Genomic DNA, 22,863 nt, shown 5'->3' on the forward strand with positions numbered 1-22,863 from the left:
TATCTTTTTCAGAAACCTTTCTTCACCGTCATCCGCAGGAGACACCCGCTTGACCGCTTCCGCAAACTCCCCGCACGTGCTGATGGCCGGCCCCTACCCGGAATGGGACATGGTGCCCCTGCAGGCCGCCTACACGCTGCACCGGCTCTGGGAGGCGCCCGACCGGGCGGCCTTCATTGCCGAACACGCACCCCACATCCGCGCCATTGCCACCCGTGGCGAGCTGGGCGCCAGCGCAGAGCTGATTGCCGCGCTGCCAAAGCTGGAGCTCGTGGCCTGCTACGGCGTGGGCACCGACGCCATCGACCTGGCCGCCTGCCGCGCGCGCGGCATCCACGTGAGCAACACGCCCGACGTGCTCAACGGCGACGTCGCCGACCTGGCCGTGGGCCTCACGCTGGCGCTGCAGCGGCGCATTGCGGGCGGCGACCAGTTCGTGCGCAGCGGCGCCTGGGCCGACGGCGCACCGCCGCTGGCCACGCGCGTGTTCGGCCAGCGTGTGGGCATTGCCGGTTTCGGGCGCATCGGCGGCACCATCGCGCGCCGGCTCTCGGGCTTCGACGTGGAGCTGGGCTACTTCAGCCGCACCGCCAAGCCCGACAGCCCGCACCGCCACTTCGAGAGCCTGGCGGCCATGGCCGGCTGGTGCGATGTGCTCATCGTGATCCTGCCCGGCGGCGAGGCCACGCGCGGCATCGTCGATGCCGAGGTGCTGCAGGCACTGGGCCCCAAGGGCTGGCTGGTGAACGTGTCGCGCGGCACCACCGTCGACGAAGGCGCACTGCTGCAGGCGCTGGAAGAAAAGCGCATTGCCGGCGCGGCGCTCGACGTGTTCCTCAACGAGCCGCGCATCGATGCGCGCTTTGCCGCGCTCGACAACGTGGTGCTCACGCCCCACCATGGCAGCGGCACCGAGCAGACGCGCCGCGCCATGGGCGAGCTGGTGCGCCGCAACCTCGAGGCCCACTTTGCGGGCCGCCCCCTCATCACCCCCGTACCCTGAAGAAGGAACCGTCATGCGTTTGCGTTGTATGTGCCTCGTGATCTACGCCCCGGACGACCTGCGTCTGGACGAACAGGACGCCGGCGAAATCGGGCCCGGCCAGGTGCTGGTGAAGGTCGGCATGGGCGGCATCTGCGGCTCCGACCTGCACTACTTTCACAACGGCGGCTTCGGCACCGTGCGCATCAAGGAGCCGATGGTGCTGGGCCACGAGGTGGCCGGCACCGTGGTGGCGGTGGCGCCAGGCGTGGACAACGTGCGCATCGGCGACAAGGTGGCCGTCAACCCGAGCCGGCCCTGCGGTGCCTGCAAGTTCTGCCTGGAAGGCCTGCCCAACCAGTGCCTGGACATGCGCTTCTACGGCAGCGCAATGCGCATGCCGCACGTGCAGGGGGCGTTCCGCAACATGCTCTTGTGTGAGGCCACGCAGTGCGTGAAGGTGGCCGACCATGTGCCGCTGCGCCTGGCCGCGCTGGCCGAGCCGTTCTCTGTGGGCCTGCACGGCGTGTCGCGGGCCGGGCCGCTGCTGGGCAAGCGTGTGCTGGTGTCGGGCTGCGGGCCCATCGGCGTGCTGGCCATTGCGGCGGCGCGTGCGCATGGCGCGGCCGAAATCACCGCCACCGACGTGGTCGACGAGCCGCTGGCCATTGCAAGCGCCATGGGCGCCGACCGGGTCATCAACGTTGCGACAGACAAGGAATGGGTGTCGCGCTACTCGGCCGACAAGGGCACCTTCGACGTGATGCTCGAATGCTCCGGCAACGAGCGCGCGCTGCGCGACGGCCTGGAGGTGATGCGCCCGCGCGGCGTGGTCGTGCAGCTGGGCCTGGGCGGCGACGTGAGCATTCCGCAGAACATGGTGGTGGCCAAGGAGCTCAGCATCTGCGGCTCGTTCCGCTTTCATGCGGAGTTTGCGCTGGCGGTGCGGCTCATCAACGAAGGACGGGTCGACCTGTCGCCGGTGGTGACGCACACCTTCCCGATGCTGCAGGCGCGCCAGGCCTTCGAGTTGGCGAGCGACCGCAAGCAGGCGATGAAGGTGCTGATCGACTTTGCGGACGTGGGCGGGGAGAGCGTGGCGGCCTGACGCGTCGAGTCTTCCGGGCCACGTGGCGGCCGGCGGACATGGGCCGAAACGGGGGAGCGGCGGCTGAGCGCTCCCTCGCGAGAACCGGCTATTTCAGCGTGGCAAGAAATGCCTTCACAGCGGCCCAGTTTTCAGCGGCGCCCGCGGCATTGCGGTCGTCGCGCAAAGTGGCCGCACCGTGCACGCCGTTCGTTCTGGCGATGAACAGTGTCTTGGCGCTGCCCGGAATGACGTCGAAGAGAGCCCGCGACGCAGCCACCTCCGCACCGTCTGTCGCCTGGTCGATGAACACCGGCATCTTCAGCGTGCGGGCGGCCTGTTGTACGGCCTCGGGGTTGCCCAGGTACTCGTCCGGCGAGAACGCCAGCACCGCCTTCACCTCGGTGGGATGCCGCGCCGCCAGAACGAACACCAGAGCGGCCGAATAGCTCGAACCCCAGACGATGGGGCGTGCGCCGGCCACATGCTCGCGTCCCCAGGCCAACGCAGCCTCGAGGTCGGCGAGTGCCGCGTCGTAGCTGTCCGAGCGACCCAGCGCGGCCACCGTGCGGTTCGTGCCGCCGAATTCATTGCCACCCGAGCGCTGGTCGATCGCCAGCACGCTGAAGCCGGCCTGGTTCAGGCGTGGCGCCAGGGGTGTGTATTCGGCGTGGCTGGCGCCCGCCTGGTGAAAGGCCAGGATCAGCGGCGCATCCCTGGCCTGTGCCGGCCAGTAGTGCGCGTAGACCTTGACGCCGTCGGCGGCGCTCAGCGTGATGGGTTGCGCGTGCGCTGCGCCGGCCGCCATGAACAACGCGAAGACGAACAGGATCACACGGCCCATGGTGGCGTCGATACGGCCGACCGGTCTCCGTTGCCATCGCACTCGCACGCTCACTCGCGCAGCGGATGAAACGGGCTCGCTTCCTTGGTGTGGGTTGTGCATGCGTGGCACTGTAGGGCGCATCCCGCCGCCAAGGCATCACGCAAAGTTCAACTCTTCGTGACAACTGCTGTCGGCCCTGCCCAGCCGCATCCGCGGCGCGCATGATGGCGGCCTGGAGACCGCATGCCTTCCTCATTGCCGCCACAAAGCCCATGACGACCCGCACCGCGTTCGTCTTCGCCGGTGGTGGCAGCCTGGGTGCGGTGGAAGTGGGCATGCTGCGCGAACTTGTTCGCGCCCAAGTTCGGCCAGACCTTGTCGTCGGTGCCTCCGCCGGTGCGATCAACGCGGCGTTCTTCGCAGGCGCGCCGCATGCACAAGGCGTTGCGGCACTGCAGGGGCTGTGGTGCAACATCCAGCGCCGCGATGTGATGCCCTTCGCATTCATGTCCCTGCTTCGCGTGCTGATGGGGCGCCAGGAGCATCTGGTGAGCAACGGCGCATTGCGGCGCCTGCTTCAGCGCTCGCTCGACTACCAGGCAATCGAAGACGCTGTTCTGCCTTTGCACGTGGTGGCCAGCGACCGGGTGACCGGCACCGAGGTCGTGCTGTCCCGCGGCCCGGTGGTGGACGCCGTGCTGGCAAGCAGCGCCATCCCGGGCGTGTTTCCGCCCATCGCCATCGAAGGTCGTGAACTGGTGGACGGCGGTGTCTGCAGCAACACGCCCATTGCGGCGGCGGTGCAACTGGGCGCAACCGACATCGTGGTGCTGCCCGCCGGCTTTGCCTGCGCACTGCAGACGCCGCCTCGCGGCTGGATCGGTCAGTCGCTCCATGCGCTGAGCCTCGTGGTGGCGCGCCAGCTGGTGCACGACATTGCGCATTTTTCTTCGCAGGTTCGCATCTGCGTCGTGCCTGCGCTGTGCCCGCTGGAGGTTTCGTCGTATGACTATGGCCACTGCGCCGCGCTGATCGAACGCTCGGCCACGACCACACGCAATTGGCTGGACAGTGGCGGCCTGCGGGCTGCGGCCCATCCGGGCCCGTTGGTCTTTCATCAGCACTGACGCCGAGATTCAGGCGCCCTGCCGGCTCTCTCCGGTCCGCCAGACCATGTGCAGTTCGTCATGCAAGACCTCGCCGATCTTCAGGGCGCCAGCTTCGCGCCCGAAGCGCTCGAAGCCCAGCGACTCGTACAGCGCGATAGCGGCCGCGTTGCTGGCATTGACGCTCAGGTTCACCTGAAGCAGACCGGGCACCGAGCGCGCCAGCGCAAGAGCCTGCGAGAGCAGCGCGCGCCCGACGCCCGCGCCGCGTGCGTCGGGCGCGACATACATGCCGAAGATCAGTCCCTTGTGCCGCAGCTTCGCCATGCTTTCGCGCCGCAGCGCGACGATGCCGATCAGCCGTGTGCGCTCGAATGCGCCGAACACGCCCTGGTCGGCGTGCTCGGCCAGGCGTTGCGCAACAACGTCGGGCGCAAAGGCAACTTCTTCTTCGTGGCTCGAGCCGAACGCGGTGGGCTCTTCAAGGAGCCCGGCCAAACGCAGGGCGTGACAAACGGATGCGTCTTGAGGGGTGAGGCGGCGGATGTGCATGGGTCGTGAAGCCTGACTTTCGTTGGGCGGGCAATACAAATATCGGGTGGTGTTCGGCGCCGCATGCCTCAAGAGCGCGGTGCGCCATGAAGGCCTGTGAACTCCGTCACACGGACGTCTCAGCCCGATGAATGTAAGCAACCGCCAAGATGCGATAAATGAGATACAGGTAACTCAATGTCGATTGCAATGAGGCGCCCGTAAAAAGGCAAATTCTTCACATTTACAGAGGTAAATGTGCAGTCTTTGGTGTACGGGAAAAGCCTATGTTACCGGTATCTTTTGTGGTGCCACACTGCGCTCCCCGCCGCAACAAGTACGCACCGTGACCCCCTCCATCGAAGTTCTGGACGCCCGTTTCGCGTCCGTCGCCAGCAGCGCCGGCACGCTCGAACGGCTGTGTACCGGCGCTGTCTGGAGCGAAGGCCCGGTCTGGCTGCGTGAAGACAGCTCGCTGCTGTGGAGCGACATCCCCAACAACCGCATGCTGCGCTGGCATGCCGAAGCCGGCATGAGCGTGTGGCGCGAAGGCGTGGAGTTCACCAACGGCCACACACGCGAGCGCGACGGTGCCCTGCTGCACTGCTCGCACGGCCAGCGCGCCATCGTGCGCACCCGCTTCGGGGCCGGCCTGTTGCCGCTGGCCGACGAGGTGGTGGTCGACCGTTACCAGGGCCGGCGGCTGAACTCGCCCAACGACATCGTCGTGAAGCGCGACGGCAGCCTCTGGTTCACCGATCCGCCCTACGGCATTGCGTCGGACCACGAGGGCCACAAGGCCGAAGGCGAGCTGGGCCGCAACCATGTGTTCCGTTTCGACCCCGCCACTGGCGCGCTGCGCTCGGTGAGCGACTGGGTCGAGGAACCCAACGGCCTGGCCTTCTCGCCCGATGAAAGCCTGCTCTATGTGAGCGACACCTCGGCCGCCTCGCACCCCGATGGCTCGGGGCATCACCACATCGTGGTGTTCGACGTGATCGGCGGGCAGGACCTGGCCAACCCGCGCGTGTTCGCGGTCGTGAACCCGGGGCTGGCCGATGGCTTTCGCGTCGACATGCACGGCTTCGTCTACACCAGCAGCGCCGACAGCGTGCAGGTCTACCACCCCGACGGCACGCGCATGGCACGCATCGCGGTGCCGGAGAAGGTGGGCAACCTCACCTTCGGCGGCAGCGATGGCAACGAGCTGTTCGTCTGTGCCTCCACCTCGCTCTACCGAATCCGCCTGAACACGCGGGGAGCGACCGGCCCATGAGCGCCAACGCTGCACTGCTGCAGTTTCAGTCGATCAGCAAGCGCTTTGGCGGCACGCAGGCCGTCGACAGCGTCACGCTCGATGTGCGTGCCGGCGAGATCCTTGCGCTGCTCGGCGAGAACGGCGCGGGCAAGTCGACGCTCATCAAATTGCTGGCGGGCATCTACCTCGCGGACCGGGGCGAAATTCTGTTCGACGGCCGACCGCAGGCCGACTGGCGGCGCGGCGACCGGCGGGAGCAACCCGTGGCCTTCATCCACCAGGACCTGGGCCTCGTGGACTGGATGACCGTGGCCGAGAACGTGGGCCTGGGCACGGGCTACCCGCGCCGCTTCGGGCTCATCGACTGGTCGGCCGCGAACGAAACAGCGCGCCGCGTGATGGCGCGCGTGGGCTGCGACATCGACCCCGGCCGCCGCGTGTTCTCGCTCACGCGTGCCGAAAAATCCTTGCTCGCCATCGGCCGCGCGCTCGAAGTGAAGGCGCGGCTGCTGGTGCTCGACGAGCCCTCGGCCAGCCTGCCGATGAGCGACGTGGAGCGCATGTTCGGCGTGCTGCGCGACCTGCGCCGCCAAGGCATGGCCATGCTTTATGTGTCGCACCGGCTCGACGAGGTGATGGCCATCTCCGACCGCGCCGCCGTGATGCGCGACGGCAAGCTGGTGGCGGTGAAGACCACCGCGCAAACGAACGAAGGCGAGCTGGTCGGGCTGATCGTCGGCAAGGCGCTTGCGGCTTCGGTGCAGAAGGCGAGGGCGCCGGCAGAGGGCGAGCCGGTGCTGCAGCTCGACGGCGCGGCCAGCGGCAACGCCGGCCCGTTGAGCCTGGTGGTGCACCGCGGCGAGGTGCTGGGCCTGGTCGGCCTGCGCGGCGCGGGCCACGAGGCCATCAGCCGCGCCATCTTCGGCCGCGAGCCGCTGTCGGCCGGCCGCATGCAACTGCTGGGCAACGCCTGCGACTTCACTTCGCCGGCCGATGCCATCCGCGCCGGCGTGGCCTATGTCGCGGGCGAACGGCTCGAAGAAAACCTTGCCGCCTCGATGACCGTGCTGGAAAACCTGTTCCCCAACGCCGCACTGCACGGCGACCGCGGCCTCGCCTTCGACCGGCCGCGCCGCCAGAACGCGCACGCGCTCTCGCTCATCAAACGCTTCGACATCAACCCGCCCGCGCCCTCGGCCGAGGTGCAGCAGCTCTCCGGCGGCAACCAGCAGAAGGTGGTGCTGGCGCGCTGGTTCCACCTGGACAAGCCGCTGGTGGTGCTCGAAGAGCCGACCGCCGGTGTCGACGTGGGCGCCAAGCGGCAGATCTACGGCGTGCTGCGCGAGCGCGCCGAAGCCGGCACGGCGCTGGTGGTCGTTTCCACCGACTTCGAGGAAATCGCGACCGTGTGCACCCGCGTGCTGGTCTTTCGCGACGGGCTCATCGCGGCCGAACTCACGGGCGAAGCGATCACGGTCGAAAAACTTTTGGCATTGGCAGCAGGCGCGGCAACGCGCGAGGAAATTTCCGCATGAGCAGTTCGATCAAGTCCACGGCGCTGGAGCCCGACAAGTCCCTTGACGGCGAGGCGGTGTCGGTGCTGCAGCGCATCGGCCGCTCGATGCCGGTCTACGGCCTCGTGGTGCTCATGGTGGGGCTGGCGTTGCTGTTCTCGCTGCTGCTGCCCGACACCTTTCCGACGCTGTTCAACCTGCGCGCGATCCTGGCAGACAAGTCGGTCATTGCGTTGCTCGCACTGGCAGCGACCATTCCCATGATCACCGGCAAGATCGACCTCACGGTGGGCTACGGCATCGTGCTGTGGCACATCCTGGCGATCAGCCTGCAGACCCAGCTCGGGCTGCCGTGGCCGGCGGCGGTGCTGGTCGTGCTGCTGTGCGCGGCGCTGTTCGGCATGCTCAACGGGCTGCTGGTCGAGCTGGCGCAGATCGACTCCTTCATTGCCACGCTGGGCACCGGCACAGTGATCTACGCGGTGGCCATGTGGCACAGCGGCGGGCGGCAGGTGGTGGGCGAGCTGCCAGACGGCTTCGTCGGCATCGCGGGCGGCAACCTGCTGGGGCTGCCGGTGGGCGCTTTCTATGTGCTCGCAGTGAGCGTCACGCTGTGGGTGGTCACCGAGTTCACGCCGCTGGGGCGCGCGCTGTATGTGATTGGCGCGAACCCCAAGGCGGCGCAGCTCAACGGCATTTCGGTGCGCAAGCATGTGATGGGGGCCTTCGTCGCGTCGGGGCTGCTGTCGGGCTTTGCGGGCGTGCTGCTGGCCTCGCGGCTGCAGATCGGGCAGGCCAGCGTGGGGCTGGAGTTTCTGCTGCCCGCGCTGGTCGGCGCCTTCCTCGGTTCCACCACCATCCGGCCCGGCCGCGTGAACGTGTGGGGCACGCTGGTGGGCGTGGCGATTCTTGCCATCGGCATCTCGGGCATCCAGCAGTTCGGCGGGGCCTTCTATGTGGAGCCGCTGTTCAACGGCCTCACGCTGCTGGTGTCCATCGGCATCGCGGGTTGGGCGCAGCAGCGGCGCAACCGTTCGATCAAGCGGCGCATTGCCGAGCGGCAGCTCGACCGCGCACCGCCCGCGCCCCTTGCAACCACCGGAGACAAAGCATGAAGAAGAGTGTTCACGCGTGCACGGCCGCCGCCGTGCTGGCCCTGTGCGCCGCCACGCTGTCGCACAACGCGACGGCCGACGATTTTCTGGACACCGCGAAGAAGAAGGTCGAGGTCGCGACCATGACCAAGGAGACGTGGGACGGCCCCACCGCCGGCCCCAAGGCCACCGCCGGCAAGACCATCGTCTTCGTCGCGGGCGACATGAAGAACGGCGGCATCGTCGGCGTGAGCAAGGGCGTGGAGGAAGCGGCCCGCGCCATCGGCTGGACGGTGCGCGTCATCGACGGGCAGGGCACGGTCAGCGGCCGCACCGCCGCGCTCAACCAGGCGCTGGCCGTCAAGCCCGCGGGCATCGTGGTCGGCGGCTTCGACACCACCGAGCAGAAGGCCGCGTTCTCGGGCGCGGCCAAGTCGGGCATTCCGCTGGTCGGCTGGCACTCGGGCGAGCAGCCGGGGCCGAACGACAAGGCGGGCCTCTTCGCCAACGTGACCACCGTGACCGACGACGTGGCCGATGTCGCTGCCTCCTGGGTGGTGGCCGATTCAGGCGGCAAGGCCGGCGTGGTGGTCTTCACCGACTCGCAGTACGCCATTGCGCTGTACAAGGCGCGCGCCATGGAAGCCGTCATCAAGAAGTGCGGCGGCTGCACGGTGCTGAGCTTCGAGGACAGCCCCATTTCCGAAAGCTCCACCCGCATGCCGCAGCTCACCACCTCGCTGCTGCAGCGCTTCGGCGACAAGTGGACGCACTCGCTGGCCATCAACGACCTGTACTTCGACTTCATGGGGCCGTCGCTCACGGCAGCCGGCAAGAAGGGCGACGGCTCGCCCAAGGCGGTGTCCGCCGGGGACGGCTCCGAGGCTGCGTACCAGCGCATCCGCACGCAGCGGTTCCAGGCCGGCACGGTGCCGGAGCCGCTGAACATGCAGGGCTGGCAGATCGTCGACGAACTCAACCGCGCGTTCAACAAAGAGAAGTGGTCGGGCTATGTGCCCAAGGTGCACCTGGTGACCATGGGCAACGTGGGCAAGGACGGCGGGCCGAAGAACGTGTTCGACCCCGACAACGGCTACCGCACGCAATACAAGGCCGTCTGGGGCAGGTGAGGCATGCCGCTGATCGACTGGCTCCTGGCGCCGCTCAGCGGCGCGTCCACCCACCAGATCGCGCCCTGGGTTTCCTGGCATGCGCGCTTCATGGTGCTGGGCTGGGGCCTGTTGCTGCCGCTGGGCGCCTTGATGGCGCGCTTCTTCAAGGTGACGCCGTCGCAGGGCTGGCCGCTGCGGCTGGACAACAAATTCTGGTGGCACACGGACCGCGGGCTTCAGTGGAGCGGGGTGGTCGCGATGACGGTGGGCCTGGTGCTGGCGTGGCGCGGCGCGCAGGGCGCGACCGAGCTTGCGCGCATCCATGCGGTGGCCGGCTGGGTGCTGTGTGCCGCCGGCTGGGCGCAGGTGCTCGGCACGCTGCTGCGCGGCAGCAGCGGCGGGCCCGCAGCCCCGCAGATGCGCGGGGACCACTACGACATGACGCGCCGCCGCCTGCTGTTCGAGCGGGTGCACAAGAGCGTCGGGTGGCTTTGCGTGATCGCGGCCATCGGCGTGATCGTGCTCGGCCTCGTGATGGCCGATGCGCCGCGCTGGATGCTCGTGGTGATGGGCCTGTGGTGGGGCTTGTTGGCCTGTGCCTTCGCTGTGCTTCAAAAGCGGGGCCGCTGCATCGACACCTACCAGGCCCTCTGGGGGCCCGATCCGATTCACCCGGGGAACCAGAAACCCCCGGTGGGCTGGGGCGTACGGCGCCCCTTCGACTGACTACACACAAAAAAGGGAGGCATGCATGGCAGGTCTGGAGTTGAACAACGTCGCCAAGCGTTTTGGCGACGTCGCGGTGGTGCAGCACATCGACCTTTCGGTGCACGAGGGCGAATTCGTCGTGCTGCTGGGAGAGTCGGGCTGCGGCAAGAGCACCACCTTGCGCATGGTGGCGGGGCTGGAGACAGTGAGCGAAGGGCAGATTCGCATTGCCGGGCGCGACGTGACGGCGCTGCCGCCCATGTCGCGCGACATCGCGATGGTGTTTCAGAACTACGCGCTCTATCCGCACATGGACGTGGCGCAGAACATGAGCTTTGCGCTGAGCCTCGCGGGCCGTCCGGCGGCGGAGGTGAACGCCAAGGTGGCGGCGGCGGCGAAGGTGCTGAACATCGAGCACCTGCTGCAGCGCAAGCCCAAGGAGCTGTCGGGCGGGCAGCGCCAGCGCGTGGCCATTGGCCGCGCCATCGTGCGTGAGCCCAAGGTGTTTCTGTTCGACGAGCCGCTCTCCAACCTGGACGCCAAGCTGCGCGGCCACATGCGCGCGGAGCTGGCGCTGCTGCACGAGCGGCTGGCCAGGACCACGGTGTACGTCACGCACGACCAGATCGAGGCCATGACGCTGGCCGAGCGCATCGTGATCTTCGACAAGGGCCGCATCCAGCAGGTCGGCACGCCCGGCGAGGTGTTCAACCGGCCGGCCACGCTGTTCGTTGCGGCATTCATCGGCATGCCGGGCATGAACCTGCTGCCGGTGCGTTTTGTCGATGATGGGGCGGGCGAGGGTGGCCATGGCCTGCTGCGTGGCGACGGCTTCGAGCTGCCGGCACCGGGCTGGCTGCGCGACTGCGTCGTGTCGCCCGAGCAGCCGCTCACGGTGGGCATTCGACCGCAGGCGCTGCGCATTGCGAGCGGGCACGCGCCGCTGAACCTGAAGGTCGATGTGGTCGAGTACCTGGGCACCGAGAGCCAGGTGGTGGGCCATCTTGCGAGCGTTGGCCATTTTGCGGTGGAGCGCGGCGCGCGCATCACCGCCACGGTGCAGGGCGATGCGCACGGCCTGCTGCACACCACGGTCGGCCTCACGGCCAGCGCTGAAGACATGCATGTGTTCGACACCGGCAGCGGTCTGTCGCTGCGGGCCTAGACGGTTTTTTTTTCCTTTTTTCTGTTCCCCAAATTCAAGCCGAGGTTTTCTCATGCAACGCAGAGACATCATCAAGAACGCAGCGATCACGGTGTTCAGCGCGGGCCTGCCTTTCAGCGGCGCCAACGCGCAGAGCCGCTACGCCAAGTACGCGGGCCAGACCGTGACGATGAACATTCCCTCGCATCCTCACTACGACGCGATGGTGAAGATTCTTCCGGCGTTCACGCGGGAGACCGGCATCAAGGTCGAACTCGACAAGCTGGCCATTGCGCGCCTGAAGGACAAGCAGCTGCTGGAGATGGCCAAGCCCAAGTGCGACTACGACCTTGCAAGCTACCTGGTGATGTGGAAGAGCGAGTACGTCGACAAGAACCTGATTCGCCCGCTCGATCCGTACCTGACCCACGCGGCGCTGGCGGACCCGGACTTCGACATCAAGGACATCATCTCGATCTACATGGAGAACATCGGGCTGGTCGGCGGGCCGAAGGGCTACCTGGCGGGGCCGGGCGCCAGGCTCTACGGGCTGCCGTATGGCGCGGACACCTCGGTGCTTGCGTACCGGCGCGACATCTTCGCCAAGCACAACCTGCAGCCGCCCGAAACCTACGAGCAGCTCGGCACGCTGCTGCGCGTCATCAAGGACAAGGAAGGCATTGGCGCGCTGGCCTCGCGTGGGCAGGCCGGGCACAACTGCGTGCACGCCTGGCTGCTGCACCTGAACCCGCTGGGCGGCGCCATCTTCGACGACCAGTGGAAGCCGCGCTTCAACGATGCGGCCGGCGTGGCCGCGCTCAAGTTTCTGCAGGAGGTGGTGGCCACCGGGCCCGCAGGCATTCCGGGCTATGGCAACGGCGAGAGCAATGCCGCCTTCCTGCAGGGGCAGGCCGCCATGTTCCTCGATTCGACGACCATGTCCGGCCTGGTCAACGACCCGACCAAGAGCAAGGTCGCGGGCAAGATCGGCTGGGCCCTGCATCCGCGAGGCACCCGGCGCGCCTCGTGTGCCGGCGGCTTCGGGCTGGCGATTCCGAAGAACGCACGCAACGGCGATGCCGGCTTTCTGCTGATGCAGTGGCTCACCTCGAAGGCGCAGGACAAGGCGGTCTCGCGCGTGGGCGGCGTGCCGATTCGAAACTCGACCATGACCGATGCCAGCCTCGTGCAGCAGTACCCCGAGTACAGCGTGTTCCACGAAGCACTGAAGTACGCCAACCCCGACTGGCGCCCGATCATCCCCACCTGGGACAAGATCAACGTGCAGGCGCTGGGCGTGGGCATTTCCGAGGCACTGATCGGCAAGAAGACGGCCGAGGCCGCGCTCAACGAGCTGGTGCCGACGGTGACGCGGATCATGCGCGAATCCGGCTACCCGGTCTGACGCGGCAACGGGCACTTCAATCATGCGCAGACCTGGCTGGCTTCCAGCTTTCTACATCGGTCCCGCCGTGCTTGTCATGGCGGCGGCCTGCCTCTACCCGGTGGTCTCGGCCATTCAGCTGGGCTTTTTCGACTGGAACCTGGGCACGCCCTGGTCGCAGGCGAACTGGGTGGGCGTGAGCAACTTCGTCTCGGCCTTCTCCAACCCGCGTGTGTGGTCCTCGCTGTGGACCACGCTGATGTTCGCCGCCGTGTGCGTGAGCGCTGAAATGGTGCTGGGCATTGCGCTGGCGCTCGCGCTGGAGCATCCGGTGCGCGGCACGGCTTTCTTTCGCACGCTGTTCATCCTGCCGATGATGATCGCGCCCATTGCCGTGGGACTGGCGTGGCGCTACATCTTCGACGCCCAGTTTGGCCCGCTGAACGCGCTGCTGGGCGTGTTCGGCGTGGCGCCCATGGCCTGGCTGGCCGACCCCGCGCTGGCCTTCATTGCCATCGTGATCGCCGACGTCTGGCAGTGGACGCCCTTCGTCTTCATCATGATGGTGGCGGCGCTGGCCAACGTCGATGGGGCGGTCATCGAGGCTTCGCGCATCGACGGTGCGCGCTGGTGGCAGATGACCTTCAGGGTGAAGCTGCCGATGGTGATGAACGTCATTGCCATCACGCTCATGATGCGGCTCATCGACGCCTTTCGCGTGCTGGAGGTGGTGTACGTGCTGACCTTCGGCGGGCCGGGCGACAGCACCGAAATTCTGTCGCTGCATATCTACAAGACGGCCTTTGTCGGGCAGCAGCTCGGTGTTGCCGCCGCCGTGTCGGTGCTGTTGCTGTTGGTGGTGGCTGGGTTGTCCTGGGGCGCGTTGCGCCTGTCGAACCCCATGAAGGACTCGCAATGAAACGCCCGCTTCCCCTGGCTATGGCGCACTACGCCATGCTGATTGCGCTGAGCCTGTTGTGCGTGGGGCCGATTGCGCTGATCTTTGCGACCGGCCTGCGCCAGCAGGTGGACATCTTCGCGCAGCCGCTGAACTTCATCTTCATGCCCACGCTGGAGAACTACCGCGCGGTGCTGACCGAAGACAACATGGGCCGCTACTTTGCCAACAGCCTGTTCGTGGGCGTGATTGCCACCGCGCTCACGCTGGTGCTGGGCTGCATGGCGGCCTACGGGCTGGCGCGGTTTCGCTTTCCGGGGCGCGCGGCGGTGGGCTATGCCACGCTGCTGCTGCGCACCGTGCCGCTGGCGGTGCTCGCGATTCCGGTGTTCATGATCTGGAGCCAGTGGCAGCTGGTGAACAGCCTCTGGGGGCTGATCCTGCTGTACGTGGCGGTGAACCTGCCGTTCACGGTGTGGCTGCTCTACGGCTTTGTGCTGCAGGTGCCGGTGGAGCTGGAAGAAGCCGCGGCCATCGACGGCTGCGGGCCGATTCGCGTGTTCACCAAGGTGCTGTTGCCGTTGATGGGGCCGGGGCTGGCGGCGGCATCGATCTTCACTTTTCGCATTGCATGGAACGAGTTCATCCTGGCGCTGGTGCTCACCGACCGCCAGACGCGCACGCTGCCGGTGGCCGCCTCGCTGTTCGTGACCGACATGGGCGTGGACTGGGGCAAAGTGATGGCCATGGGCAGCCTCATTGCCATACCGCCGCTGATCTTCACCTTTGTGGCGGCACGGCAGATCATCTCGGGGTTGACCGCGGGGGCAGTGAAAGGCTGAGCCTGGGCGCAGTGCTGCATCGCGCATCACACTCACCACCATCCCCGCCATCACCCCCACCATCACGACAGACAGGAGACCTCAATGACAACCGAAGAATCGAAACACCCACCCATCGGCGTTGCAGGCCTGGGCGTGATGGGAACGGCGACAGCCCAGCGGCTGCTCGATTGCGGCCGCCATGTGGTCGTTACCTCGCGTCGCCGCGAGGCGGCCGCTCCCTTGCTGGCCGCGGGCGCCGAGTGGGCAGACTCGCCGGCGGCCCTGGCATCGCGCTGCAATGTGGTGATCGTCAGCGCCAGCACCGCCGCGCAAGTGGAGGACGTTGCATTCGGGGCCACAGGCATTGCCAGCGGCACTGCATCGCGCCGCCTGACGCTCATCGACATGTCCACCATTTCGGCGCAACAGACGGCGGCATTCGCGGCGCGTGCGGCCGGCTTGAACATGGGCTGGGTCGATGCGCCGCTTTCAGGCGGCGCACCCGCCGCCAAGGAAGGCCGCCTGACACTCTTTTTGGGCGGCGACGAGGCCGATGTGCAGGTTGCAAAGCAAGTGCTGCACGACCTGTCGAGCCGCATGACGCACCTGGGGCCGGCCGGTTCCGGGCAGGCGGTGAAGGTCATCAATCAGGTGCTGGTGTGCATCGGGGTGTTCGCGCTGTCCGAGTCCGCTTCGCTGGCCAATGCCTCGGGGCTCGACCCGAAGCTGGTGGTCGAAGCGCTCAGCGGCGGGCGCGCCGACTCGGTGATCTTCAGGGAATTTTTCGCGAAGTTCGCCAACCGCGACTACACACCGACCGGCCGCATTTCCAACATGGTCAAGGACATGCAGAACGCCCAGGACCTGGGGCGAACGCTGGGCGTGGCCTTGCCGTTCATCGGTCTGAGCCTGGAGCTGAACCGGTGGCTTGTGGCGCGTGGCTTTGGTGATGCCGACATTGCGGCCACCATGGAGTTCTACGGCAACGGCGCGACTTGAAATCGGCGAAGGCGGCGAAGGCGGCGAACGCGGCAAAGGCTTTCGCGGGATTCAGGAGCTTTCGCGCTGCGCGATTTCGAACGGGATCATCACCGTTTCGGCTTCCAGCCGCTTGCCGTTGCGCACCTCTGTGATCGCGCGCTTGAGCAACTCACCGGTGGCGCGGCCGATGCCCGCGCAGTCGATGACGACCGTGGTCAACCTCGGGTGACAGGCCGTGGAAACCTCGAAGCTGCCAAAGCCCGCAATGGCCAGGCGCTGAGGCACCGCCCAGCCGCGGCGCTGGCATTCCATGAGCGCGCCGAACGCGGGATGGTCGGACACGCACACCAGTGCGTCGGTGTCGGGCCAGCGCTGCATCACTTGCACCACGGCCTGGGCGCCATGGGCCATCGACACCGGCGGCGTAGGGCCGACAACGACGATCCGGTCCTGCGGCAGCCCGAGTTCTTTCGCGGCCGCCTCGAAGCCCTGCCGGCGTTCGGCACCGCGCGGGTCCCGCTCAGGCGTGCCGCCCATGAACGCCATGCGCCTGTAGCCCTTTGCATGGAGCTGGCGCACAAGTTCGGCGGTGGCTTCGGCGTTTGAAAAGCCGACGGTGTGCTCGATGGGGTCTTGCAGCATGTCCCACATCTCCACCACGGGCACGGCCGCGGCTTTGAGCATCTTGCGCACCGAAGGCAGGTGGCTGCCGCCGGTGAGCACCACGGCTTCGGGCCGGCGCGTGAGCATGGCCCTGAGCAAACGCTCTTCCGTCGGCAGGTCGTAGTCGGTGTAGCCGAACAGCACCTGCAGACCGGTGTCTTCCAGCGCAAGGGTCAGGCCGTGCACGGTGTCGGCGAAGTTGGAGTTGTTCAGGCTCGGTATGAGCACGGCCACGAAACCCGAGCGCTTGGACGAGAAGGCGCTGGCGGTTCTGTCGATGACGTAGCCCATTTCCCGGCTGGTGCTCAGGATGCGCTGGCGCAATTCCTCCGAAGCGCCGCGGCTGCGTGCGCTGGTGCGGGTGAGCGCACGCGACACGGTCATCTTTGAAATGCCCAGCCGCGCCGCAACGTCGGCCATGGTCACGGCGCCGGTGGGTTGTTTCTTTGCACGGGGAGCGGCAGGCGCTTTGGCTGGGGTGCTTGCGCCGGAATCGAACTTTCTGCTCATCAAGGCGGCCTGTCACTGGCGTGGGGAGAGTCGGGCAGATGTTCTCCCGACGAAATGGGTCGGAGCCAGGGCTCGACGGCGCAGTTTAGCTGGTGCCTCGAATGGTTCAGGGTTGCCGGCAACAAAGCAAAGAGGCGTTCTCTGCGTTGGTTGTCGGCTGTTTTTTGGGGCGCATGCCGGCGTGGTGCCCGGCTACAGCTCCTGGTGATCGAACGTGGCGTTGTCGATCACGTTGTGGTGCTCCAGCCCGTGCTTGTCGAACAGCTGGATGTCGGTGACCGTGGGCGTGTAGTCGAGGATGCCGAAGTTCTCCCGCTCGCCCACCACTTTGTACTTGGTGACGAAGGCACCCGAGGAGATGACCTCGAACATCTTCGTGGCGCCCGCCGGCGGCAGGAAGGCGTTCTCGTGGATGTCGCCCGACAGGAAGATGACGTTGCGGCCCTGGATCAGTGCGCGGAACTTTGCGTACTCGTCGCGGTAGCGCATCCAGCCGTTGCCGGTGGCGCGAATCGGCATGCCGGCGCAGATCACTACAAAGCCGTTTTCGTCCTGCAGCTCCTGTTGCAGGAACTGGAACTGGTCTTCGCCGAGCAGCGTGTGGCTGTCGCCCGGCTCCTCGCTGTACCAGCGCGTGTCCAGAAAAATGGCCCGGCCGATGCGCTGGCCCGCGTGGCTCAACGGTGTGGAGTAGTACAGGCCCGCGACCGGCGGGTCGATCTGCATGAACTGCGCGAACAACGCGCGCGACATGTTTTTCTTGGCGGCGTTCACCTGCGAACCGCAGGCGTTGTTCCAGGCGAAGTCGTGGTCGTCCCAGGTGCCGTACACGCCACCTTCAGGGCCTTGCCGCTCGCGCATGGAGGCAACGAGTTGCTTGAAGCCGGGCACGTTCCATTGGTCGGTGTACTTCTGCGCCATCACCTGGCCGAAGTAGTCGTCGGCCCAGTGCTTGGGCTCTTCCAGGTGAGGAAAGAAGTCCATGTAGATCTGGTCGCCGAGCAGAAAGAGGTAGTCGGGCTTGTGCGCCGCGATCCGGTCCCACACTGGTTGTGCATGGCCGGGGCGCAGGTTCATGCAGGAGGCGAAGGCGATTTTCATGGGGCTCCTCTTTCTTCTTCCCTGCCTGAGGGCCGGGTGACGCAGATCTTAGGCAGCCCGCGCGTGCTGTCTCTCCGCAGAACAGGGGATGGTGCCTTGCGTCAGAGTGCGCGCTTTGTGCAGTTGACCGGGCATTCAGGGCGGCGCTCACGCCGACGGGGTACTCCCCTCCGCGAATGTCCCCCGGGGCTTCGCCCCTCCTCCTTTATTTCGCTGCGGGGAGCACCCCATCGACGTGAGCGTGTTCAGAGCCGGCGTTGATCAGCCGCACACCGACAGCGGGGGGCGTTGGTCAGAGCAGTAGTCGATCAGTGCGCACCAGCAGCGTGTCCAGGTGCACAGGGCGTCGGGTGCTCCCCGCAGCGAAATAAAGGAGGAGGGCGAAGCCCGGGGGACATTCGCGGAGGGGAGTACCCGGCGGCCTGTGCACGCGCGCCGAACAAAACACGCCCAACGACTCAACGACTCAACGACTCAACGACTCAACGATTCAACGACTCAACGATTCAGCCGAGCAGCCACACAACAGGCTCAGAGCCAGTTGCCGCTTTGCGGCATCTGCACTTTCTCCGCCGGATCGTTGCTCGTGACGAACGAGCCGATGACGATGCTCAGCACCGAGATGAAGATGCTCGCGAACAGCGCGGTCCAGAAGCCCGACACCCTGAAGCCCTTCACCAGCGCCGCCACCAGCAGGATCATCAGCGCATTGATGACCAGCAGGAACAGCCCGAAGGTCACCAGCGTCAGCGGCAGCGTGAGCACGATCAGCAACGGCTTCACGACCGCGTTGGCCAGGCCCAGCAGCAACGCGGAGACCACCAGCGCACCGGTGCTGTCGAACTTCAGTCCGCGAAAAAGATGGCTCGCCACCCAGAGCGAAACGGCGGTGATGGCCCAGTGGATGAGGAAGGGGGTCAGGTGGTTCAGCATGAAGCGGGCAGGGGTGAGGAGGTCAGGGGCTCAGGGGGTCAGGGTGTCAGGGTGTCAGGGGTATGGCAGCAGACGCAGATTTTGTTTCCGTCCGGGTCCAGCACGTAGGCGCCATAGTAGTCCGGGTGGTAGTGGGGCCTGAGCCCCGGCGGGCCTTCGCAGGTGCCGCCCTGCGCAAGCGCCCGGGCATAGGCCCGGTCCACGGTGGCGCGGTCGGCCGCCAGCAGCGCCACCATGTGGCCGTTGCCCGGCGATGCGGCGTTGCCGTCGTGCGGCGTACCCACCAGAAACAACGGGCGGGGCGCGTCGTGGCTCTGCCAGCCGGCCCATGGCTTGCTGTCGTCGCGAAACCGCAGCGTCAGGCCCAGCGTGTCCAGCAGGTGCGAATAGAAGGCAAAGGCGCGTTCGAAGTCGTTCACACCAATGTAGACATGGGACAGCATGGGAGCCTTCTTGCGAGTTGGCTCACGATTATCGCCAGCGATTTTCGTTTGTTACCCAGAGAAACAATGGCACACACCCCGGTAAGATCGCCGCTTTCGCGCCCTGCCAAGAGCCTTGGGGGCTTCCTTTTTCGCCTGCTCAACAAGGCTCGTGCGCCCTATGGCCAATGCGTCGATCGCCAGCATGACACCCGCCCCGGCTTCGGCCGACGAGGCCGAATCGTGGGTGCGTGGCGAACTCATCCGCAGCCTCATGCGCTCGGCCAAGGGCTCCTACCTGGTGTCGGCCGCGCTGATGCCGGCCATGGTGGGCCTGAACTGGGGCTACGTGCCCCGCTGGGAGCTGTTCACCTGGTTCGTGGCCGGCATCATCGCTACCAGTTGCCGTGCCTGGGGCGCGCGCGTGTACGCGGTGCGTTACGCCGGGCGCAGCGCCGCGGCGCAGCAGCAGTTCACCGAGCGCTACGGCTTTGTGTGGAGCGCCAGCGCGGTGGTGTGGGGCTTCTCGGTGCTGCTTTTCTTCGAGCGCTCGCCGCAGGTGAACCAGTTCATGAGCTGGCTCATCGTGGCCGGTGTGGGCACCTTTCCGCTCAACGGACTGGCGCTGCACCCGCCGCTGCTCAAGCGCTATGTGAATACGCTGTTCATCACCATGCTGGGCGCGGTGGTGCTGCGCCTGATCAGCCTGACGATGCAGCATCCGCAGTTCCAGTACGGCTACCTGATGCCGCTGCTGCCGGTGCTGCACTGGTTCCTGCTGCTGCGTGCCGGGCGCCACATTCACGAGACGGCGCGCAACAGCCTGGAGCTGCTGTTCCACAACCACATATTGATCAAGTCGCTGACGCAGCAGCGCCAGGCGGCGGTGTCGGCCGTGGCCATGAAGAACCGCTTTCTGGCCAGCGCCGCGCACGACATGCGCCAGCCGGTGCTGGCCCTGTCGCTGTACGCCGACTGGCTGCGCAACGAGCCCGAACTGGTGCTGGAGCTGGCGCCGAAGATCGTGCGCGCCACGCATGCGGTGAACGCGCTGTTCGACTCCATGTTCGACCTGGCGCGCATCGACTCGGGCCAGGTGCGCCTGCACGTGGAGCGGGTCGACGTGCCCGAGCTGCTGCACGACCTGGAGCTGCAGTACCGCCCGGTGGCCGATAGCCGCGGGCTCGACTTTCGGGTGCATGTGTGCGAGGGCTCGTTTCTGACCGACCCGATCCGCGTGCGCCGCATGATCGGCAACCTGCTGGCCAATGCCATCAAGTACACGACCGAGGGCGGCGTGCTGCTGGCGGCGCGCCAGACGCGCGACGGCCTGCGCGTGGAGGTGTGGGACACCGGCATCGGCATTGCGCCCGAGCACCTGCGCGACGTGTTCCTGGAGTTCTACAAGGTGGCCGACCATGCGGGCACCTCCGACGGCTTTGGCCTGGGCCTGGCGATCGTGGCGCGGCTGTCGCATGTGCTGGGGCACCCGGTCAGCGTGCGCTCGCGCGTGGGCAGCGGCAGCGTGTTTCGCGTGGCGCTGCATGACGCCGACGAGGCGGTGGCGCAGGCGCGGGTGACGGCCTCCGGCGGATAACTCAAAGCGCCTCCAAACAAACCCCAAATAGAAAAACCGCGCCAAGCGCGGTTTTCAATTCCAGAAACACCGAGGAACCGGCTTCGCCGGGCCTCAGGTGTTGCCCCCTGCAAGGGGGAAGGAGCAGCGACACGAAGTGCGCGAAGCCTGGGGGTTAGCCAGGTTCAGCCAGGTTCAGCCGGACAGCATTCCGTTGGTGCGCGCGTAGTGCAGCGCCTGCGTGCGGCTCTTCACACCCAGGCGGCGGAACAGGCGCCACAGGTGCACCTTCACCGTGTGTTCGCTGATCTCCAGATCGGTGGCGATGTCGCGGTTGCTCATGCCCTTGTCGAGCATGGCAATAAGCTGCGTCTGGCGCTTGGACAGCTTGCCGCTGTTGGCGGCCGGCATGTCGGTGTCTTCTTCTTCCGAACCCGCCATCAGCAGGCCGCGCAGGGCAGCCGCCAACTCGTTGGAGCTGGCCGACTTTTCGATGTAGGTGTCGGCACCTGCCTCGATGCAGGCGTCTTCCATGTCGGCAGCCGGTGCCGCCGAGTACACGGCGATCGGCACGTTCGGGTAGACCTGCTTGACCGCAATCACGCCCGACACGCCATTGGTGTCCGGCAGCTTCAGGTCCAGGCAGAAGAGGGTGGGCGCGCCACGCTGCTGCACCGAGCTCGCAAGCTTGTCCAGGCGCTCCAGTTCGACGATGTTCTCGGCCGGGCGCAGGCGCCGCAGGACCATGACGATCGCGTCGCGCATCAGGGGGTGGTCGTCGATGACATAAATGCTCATGTTTTCTTCCTTTGTGATCGCACCGTCTTCTCTCTCTTATTGCTCACCAGCGGATAAGCCGATGGCTTAACCAGATCAACTCCCCAGGGTTGTGGGCGTTGCCTCTGCCAGTGCCTCCAGCGCTTCGGTGACAGCGCGTGTTCCTTCTGTGTCGATGGGTTCGAGCTGGGCGGCCAGCAAGGCCAGCGCCTCGCCGCGCTGCGCCTGCAAGACCGCGATGGTACGGCCCGCTTCCTGCGGGGATGTGAAACCCCGGCTTTGCAGCAAAGGTTCTCCGCGCGCGTCCAGCAGCTTGAAATAGAACAGGCCATCGGCCTTCTCGCGGTACTGCTTGAAGCTGGGCTTTGCGACCTTGGCCGCCTTGGCGCCAGCCTTGTCCTTGCCGGTCGCCAGGTTGCGCAGGCCCACGGCGTGGCGCAGGCGGGTCATGAAGGGCTTCGACAGCGCACGCGCCTTCTCCGCGCCGATGAGCAGAATGCGCTCGATCTCGGCCGGGTCGTTCATCAGCGCGTCGTAGCGCGCGCGCAGCGGTGCCACTTCTTGGTCGATGCGCTCGAACAGCGTGTGCTTGGCGTCGGCCCAGCTGATGCCGTCGGCGTACGCCTTGCGCAGCGCTTCGGTTTCGTCGGCGCTGGCAAAGGCCTGGTAGATCTGGAACAGGGCAGAGCCCTCGGTGTCCTTGGGCTCGCCGGGCGCGCGCGAGTCGGTCACGATGCTGGCAATCTGCTTTTGCAGCTGCGCGCGCGGCGCGAACAGCGGAATCGTGTTGCCGTAGCTCTTGCTCATCTTGCGGCCGTCCAGGCCCGGGAGCGTGGCCACGGCCTCGTCGATCTCGGCATCGGGCAGCGTGAAGTGCTCGCCATACTGGTGGTTGAAGCGCTGCGCCATGTCGCGCGCCATCTCGATGTGCTGCACCTGGTCGCGCCCCACGGGCACCTTGTGCGCATTGAACATCAGGATGTCGGCGCCCATGAGCACGGGGTACATGAAAAGGCCGGCAGTCACGTCGGCGTCGGGGTCTTCGCCCTTGGCCACGTTCTTGTCGAGTTGCGCCTTGTAGGCATGCGCGCGGTTGAGCACGCCCTTGCCGGTCACGCAGGTGAGAAACCAGGTCAGCTCGGGGATCTCGGGCACGTCGGACTGGCGGTAGAACACCACGCGCTCGGGGTCGAGCCCGCAGGCCAGCCAGCTGGCTGCAATCTCCAGCGTGGAGCGCTGGATGAGTGCCGGCTCCTGCACCTTGATGAGCGCGTGGTAGTCGGCCAGGAAGAAGAAGCTCTGCACACCGGGCGCGACGCTTTGCCGCACCGAGTGGCGGATCGAGCCGACGTAGTTGCCGAGGTGCGGCGTGCCCGACGGGGTGATGCCGGTCAGGACGCGCAGGGGAGCTTGGGAAGACGAAGCCATGTGA

22 protein-coding genes are annotated in these 22,863 nt (G+C 66.6%); 14 read left to right on the top strand and 8 right to left on the bottom strand.

The window, feature by feature from the left end; translation table 11 throughout:
- Window positions 1–49 precede the first annotated feature (49 nt).
- A complete protein-coding gene (locus VLK31_RS17550; protein WP_409169690.1) occupies window positions 50–1,003 on the top strand; it encodes a 2-hydroxyacid dehydrogenase in 954 nt (317 codons plus the stop codon).
- A gap of 13 nt (window positions 1,004–1,016) precedes the next feature.
- A complete protein-coding gene (locus VLK31_RS17555) occupies window positions 1,017–2,090 on the top strand; it encodes an L-idonate 5-dehydrogenase (protein ID WP_409169691.1) in 1,074 nt (357 codons plus the stop codon).
- Between the two features lie 88 nt (window positions 2,091–2,178).
- Here the strand turns inward: VLK31_RS17555 and VLK31_RS17560 are convergent, their stop codons facing one another.
- Window positions 2,179–2,913 (bottom strand): alpha/beta hydrolase, encoded by a 735-nt coding sequence (locus tag VLK31_RS17560; RefSeq protein ID WP_409169692.1) that lies wholly within the window; start codon window positions 2,911–2,913, stop codon window positions 2,179–2,181.
- A gap of 254 nt (window positions 2,914–3,167) precedes the next feature.
- Between VLK31_RS17560 and VLK31_RS17565 the strand changes: the two genes are divergently transcribed.
- Entirely contained in the window at window positions 3,168–4,022 is an 855-nt protein-coding gene (locus VLK31_RS17565) for a patatin-like phospholipase family protein (protein ID WP_409169693.1), read from the top strand.
- Between the two features lie 9 nt (window positions 4,023–4,031).
- On the opposite strand, the gene VLK31_RS17570 is transcribed toward VLK31_RS17565, so the two are convergent.
- A complete protein-coding gene (locus VLK31_RS17570) occupies window positions 4,032–4,553 on the bottom strand; it encodes a GNAT family N-acetyltransferase (protein ID WP_409169694.1) in 522 nt (173 codons plus the stop codon).
- 325 nt (window positions 4,554–4,878) lie between these two features.
- Between VLK31_RS17570 and VLK31_RS17575 the strand changes: the two genes are divergently transcribed.
- Genes VLK31_RS17575 through VLK31_RS17620 form a run of 10 tightly spaced genes read left to right on the top strand, consistent with a single transcriptional unit; the run spans window position 4,879 to window position 15,467 of the window.
- Window positions 4,879–5,808 (top strand): SMP-30/gluconolactonase/LRE family protein, encoded by a 930-nt coding sequence (locus VLK31_RS17575; protein ID WP_409169695.1) that lies wholly within the window; start codon window positions 4,879–4,881, stop codon window positions 5,806–5,808.
- Window positions 5,805–7,325 carry a sugar ABC transporter ATP-binding protein gene (locus VLK31_RS17580; RefSeq protein ID WP_409169696.1) on the top strand — a complete coding sequence of 507 codons (1,521 nt, stop codon included), beginning with the start codon at window positions 5,805–5,807 and terminating at the stop codon, window positions 7,323–7,325. Before VLK31_RS17575 ends, VLK31_RS17580 begins: the two co-directional genes overlap by 4 nt.
- Window positions 7,322–8,419: an ABC transporter permease gene (locus VLK31_RS17585; RefSeq protein WP_409169697.1), complete on the top strand. Its 1,098-nt coding sequence runs from the start codon at window positions 7,322–7,324 to the stop codon at window positions 8,417–8,419. Before VLK31_RS17580 ends, VLK31_RS17585 begins: the two co-directional genes overlap by 4 nt.
- Window positions 8,416–9,528, top strand: a complete 1,113-nt coding sequence (locus tag VLK31_RS17590) for a substrate-binding domain-containing protein (protein WP_409169698.1) — start codon at window positions 8,416–8,418, stop codon at window positions 9,526–9,528. Before VLK31_RS17585 ends, VLK31_RS17590 begins: the two co-directional genes overlap by 4 nt.
- Before the next feature lie 3 nt (window positions 9,529–9,531).
- Entirely contained in the window at window positions 9,532–10,236 is a 705-nt protein-coding gene (locus VLK31_RS17595; protein WP_409169699.1) for a cytochrome b561 domain-containing protein, read from the top strand.
- Window positions 10,237–10,261: 25 nt separating this feature from the next.
- Window positions 10,262–11,383, top strand: coding sequence for an ABC transporter ATP-binding protein (locus VLK31_RS17600; protein WP_409169700.1), 1,122 nt, complete (start codon window positions 10,262–10,264; stop codon window positions 11,381–11,383).
- A gap of 52 nt (window positions 11,384–11,435) precedes the next feature.
- The gene (locus VLK31_RS17605; protein ID WP_409169701.1) at window positions 11,436–12,767 is read left to right on the top strand and encodes an extracellular solute-binding protein; all 1,332 of its coding nucleotides are present in this window, start codon (window positions 11,436–11,438) and stop codon (window positions 12,765–12,767) included.
- A gap of 22 nt (window positions 12,768–12,789) precedes the next feature.
- Window positions 12,790–13,665: a carbohydrate ABC transporter permease gene (locus VLK31_RS17610; RefSeq protein WP_409169702.1), complete on the top strand. Its 876-nt coding sequence runs from the start codon at window positions 12,790–12,792 to the stop codon at window positions 13,663–13,665.
- Window positions 13,662–14,486, top strand: coding sequence for a carbohydrate ABC transporter permease (locus VLK31_RS17615; RefSeq protein WP_409169703.1), 825 nt, complete (start codon window positions 13,662–13,664; stop codon window positions 14,484–14,486). The genes VLK31_RS17610 and VLK31_RS17615 overlap by 4 nt, the downstream gene beginning before the upstream one ends.
- An 18-nt stretch (window positions 14,487–14,504) precedes the next feature.
- Window positions 14,505–15,467, top strand: coding sequence for an NAD(P)-dependent oxidoreductase (locus tag VLK31_RS17620; protein ID WP_409169788.1), 963 nt, complete (start codon window positions 14,505–14,507; stop codon window positions 15,465–15,467).
- A gap of 51 nt (window positions 15,468–15,518) precedes the next feature.
- On the opposite strand, the gene VLK31_RS17625 is transcribed toward VLK31_RS17620, so the two are convergent.
- The 4 genes from VLK31_RS17625 to VLK31_RS17640 form a co-directional block, all read right to left on the bottom strand.
- Entirely contained in the window at window positions 15,519–16,532 is a 1,014-nt protein-coding gene (locus tag VLK31_RS17625) for a LacI family DNA-binding transcriptional regulator (RefSeq protein ID WP_409169704.1), read from the bottom strand.
- 282 nt (window positions 16,533–16,814) lie between these two features.
- The gene (locus VLK31_RS17630; protein WP_409169705.1) at window positions 16,815–17,723 is read right to left on the bottom strand and encodes an alkaline phosphatase D family protein; all 909 of its coding nucleotides are present in this window, start codon (window positions 17,721–17,723) and stop codon (window positions 16,815–16,817) included.
- Between the two features lie 531 nt (window positions 17,724–18,254).
- Window positions 18,255–18,656 (bottom strand): phage holin family protein, encoded by a 402-nt coding sequence (locus tag VLK31_RS17635; RefSeq protein ID WP_409169706.1) that lies wholly within the window; start codon window positions 18,654–18,656, stop codon window positions 18,255–18,257.
- 38 nt (window positions 18,657–18,694) lie between these two features.
- Window positions 18,695–19,099, bottom strand: a complete 405-nt coding sequence (locus tag VLK31_RS17640; RefSeq protein WP_409169707.1) for a VOC family protein — start codon at window positions 19,097–19,099, stop codon at window positions 18,695–18,697.
- Window positions 19,100–19,283: 184 nt separating this feature from the next.
- On the opposite strand from VLK31_RS17640, the gene VLK31_RS17645 reads away from it, so the two are divergent.
- On the top strand, window positions 19,284–20,675 hold the full coding sequence (locus tag VLK31_RS17645) for a sensor histidine kinase (RefSeq protein WP_409169708.1): 1,392 nt from the start codon (window positions 19,284–19,286) through the stop codon (window positions 20,673–20,675).
- Window positions 20,676–20,849: 174 nt separating this feature from the next.
- Here VLK31_RS17645 and VLK31_RS17650 read toward each other — a convergent pair whose 3' ends face one another.
- Together VLK31_RS17650 and VLK31_RS17655 are read right to left on the bottom strand one after the other, a co-directional pair.
- Entirely contained in the window at window positions 20,850–21,452 is a 603-nt protein-coding gene (locus tag VLK31_RS17650) for a LuxR C-terminal-related transcriptional regulator (protein WP_409169709.1), read from the bottom strand.
- Between the two features lie 75 nt (window positions 21,453–21,527).
- Window positions 21,528–22,859 (bottom strand): tryptophan--tRNA ligase, encoded by a 1,332-nt coding sequence (locus VLK31_RS17655; RefSeq protein ID WP_409169710.1) that lies wholly within the window; start codon window positions 22,857–22,859, stop codon window positions 21,528–21,530.
- Window positions 22,860–22,863 lie beyond the last annotated feature (4 nt).

The sequence above is a fragment of the Variovorax sp. H27-G14 genome, from assembly GCF_046156345.1.
In the GTDB taxonomy this organism is placed as follows: Bacteria; Pseudomonadota; Gammaproteobacteria; order Burkholderiales; family Burkholderiaceae_C; genus Variovorax.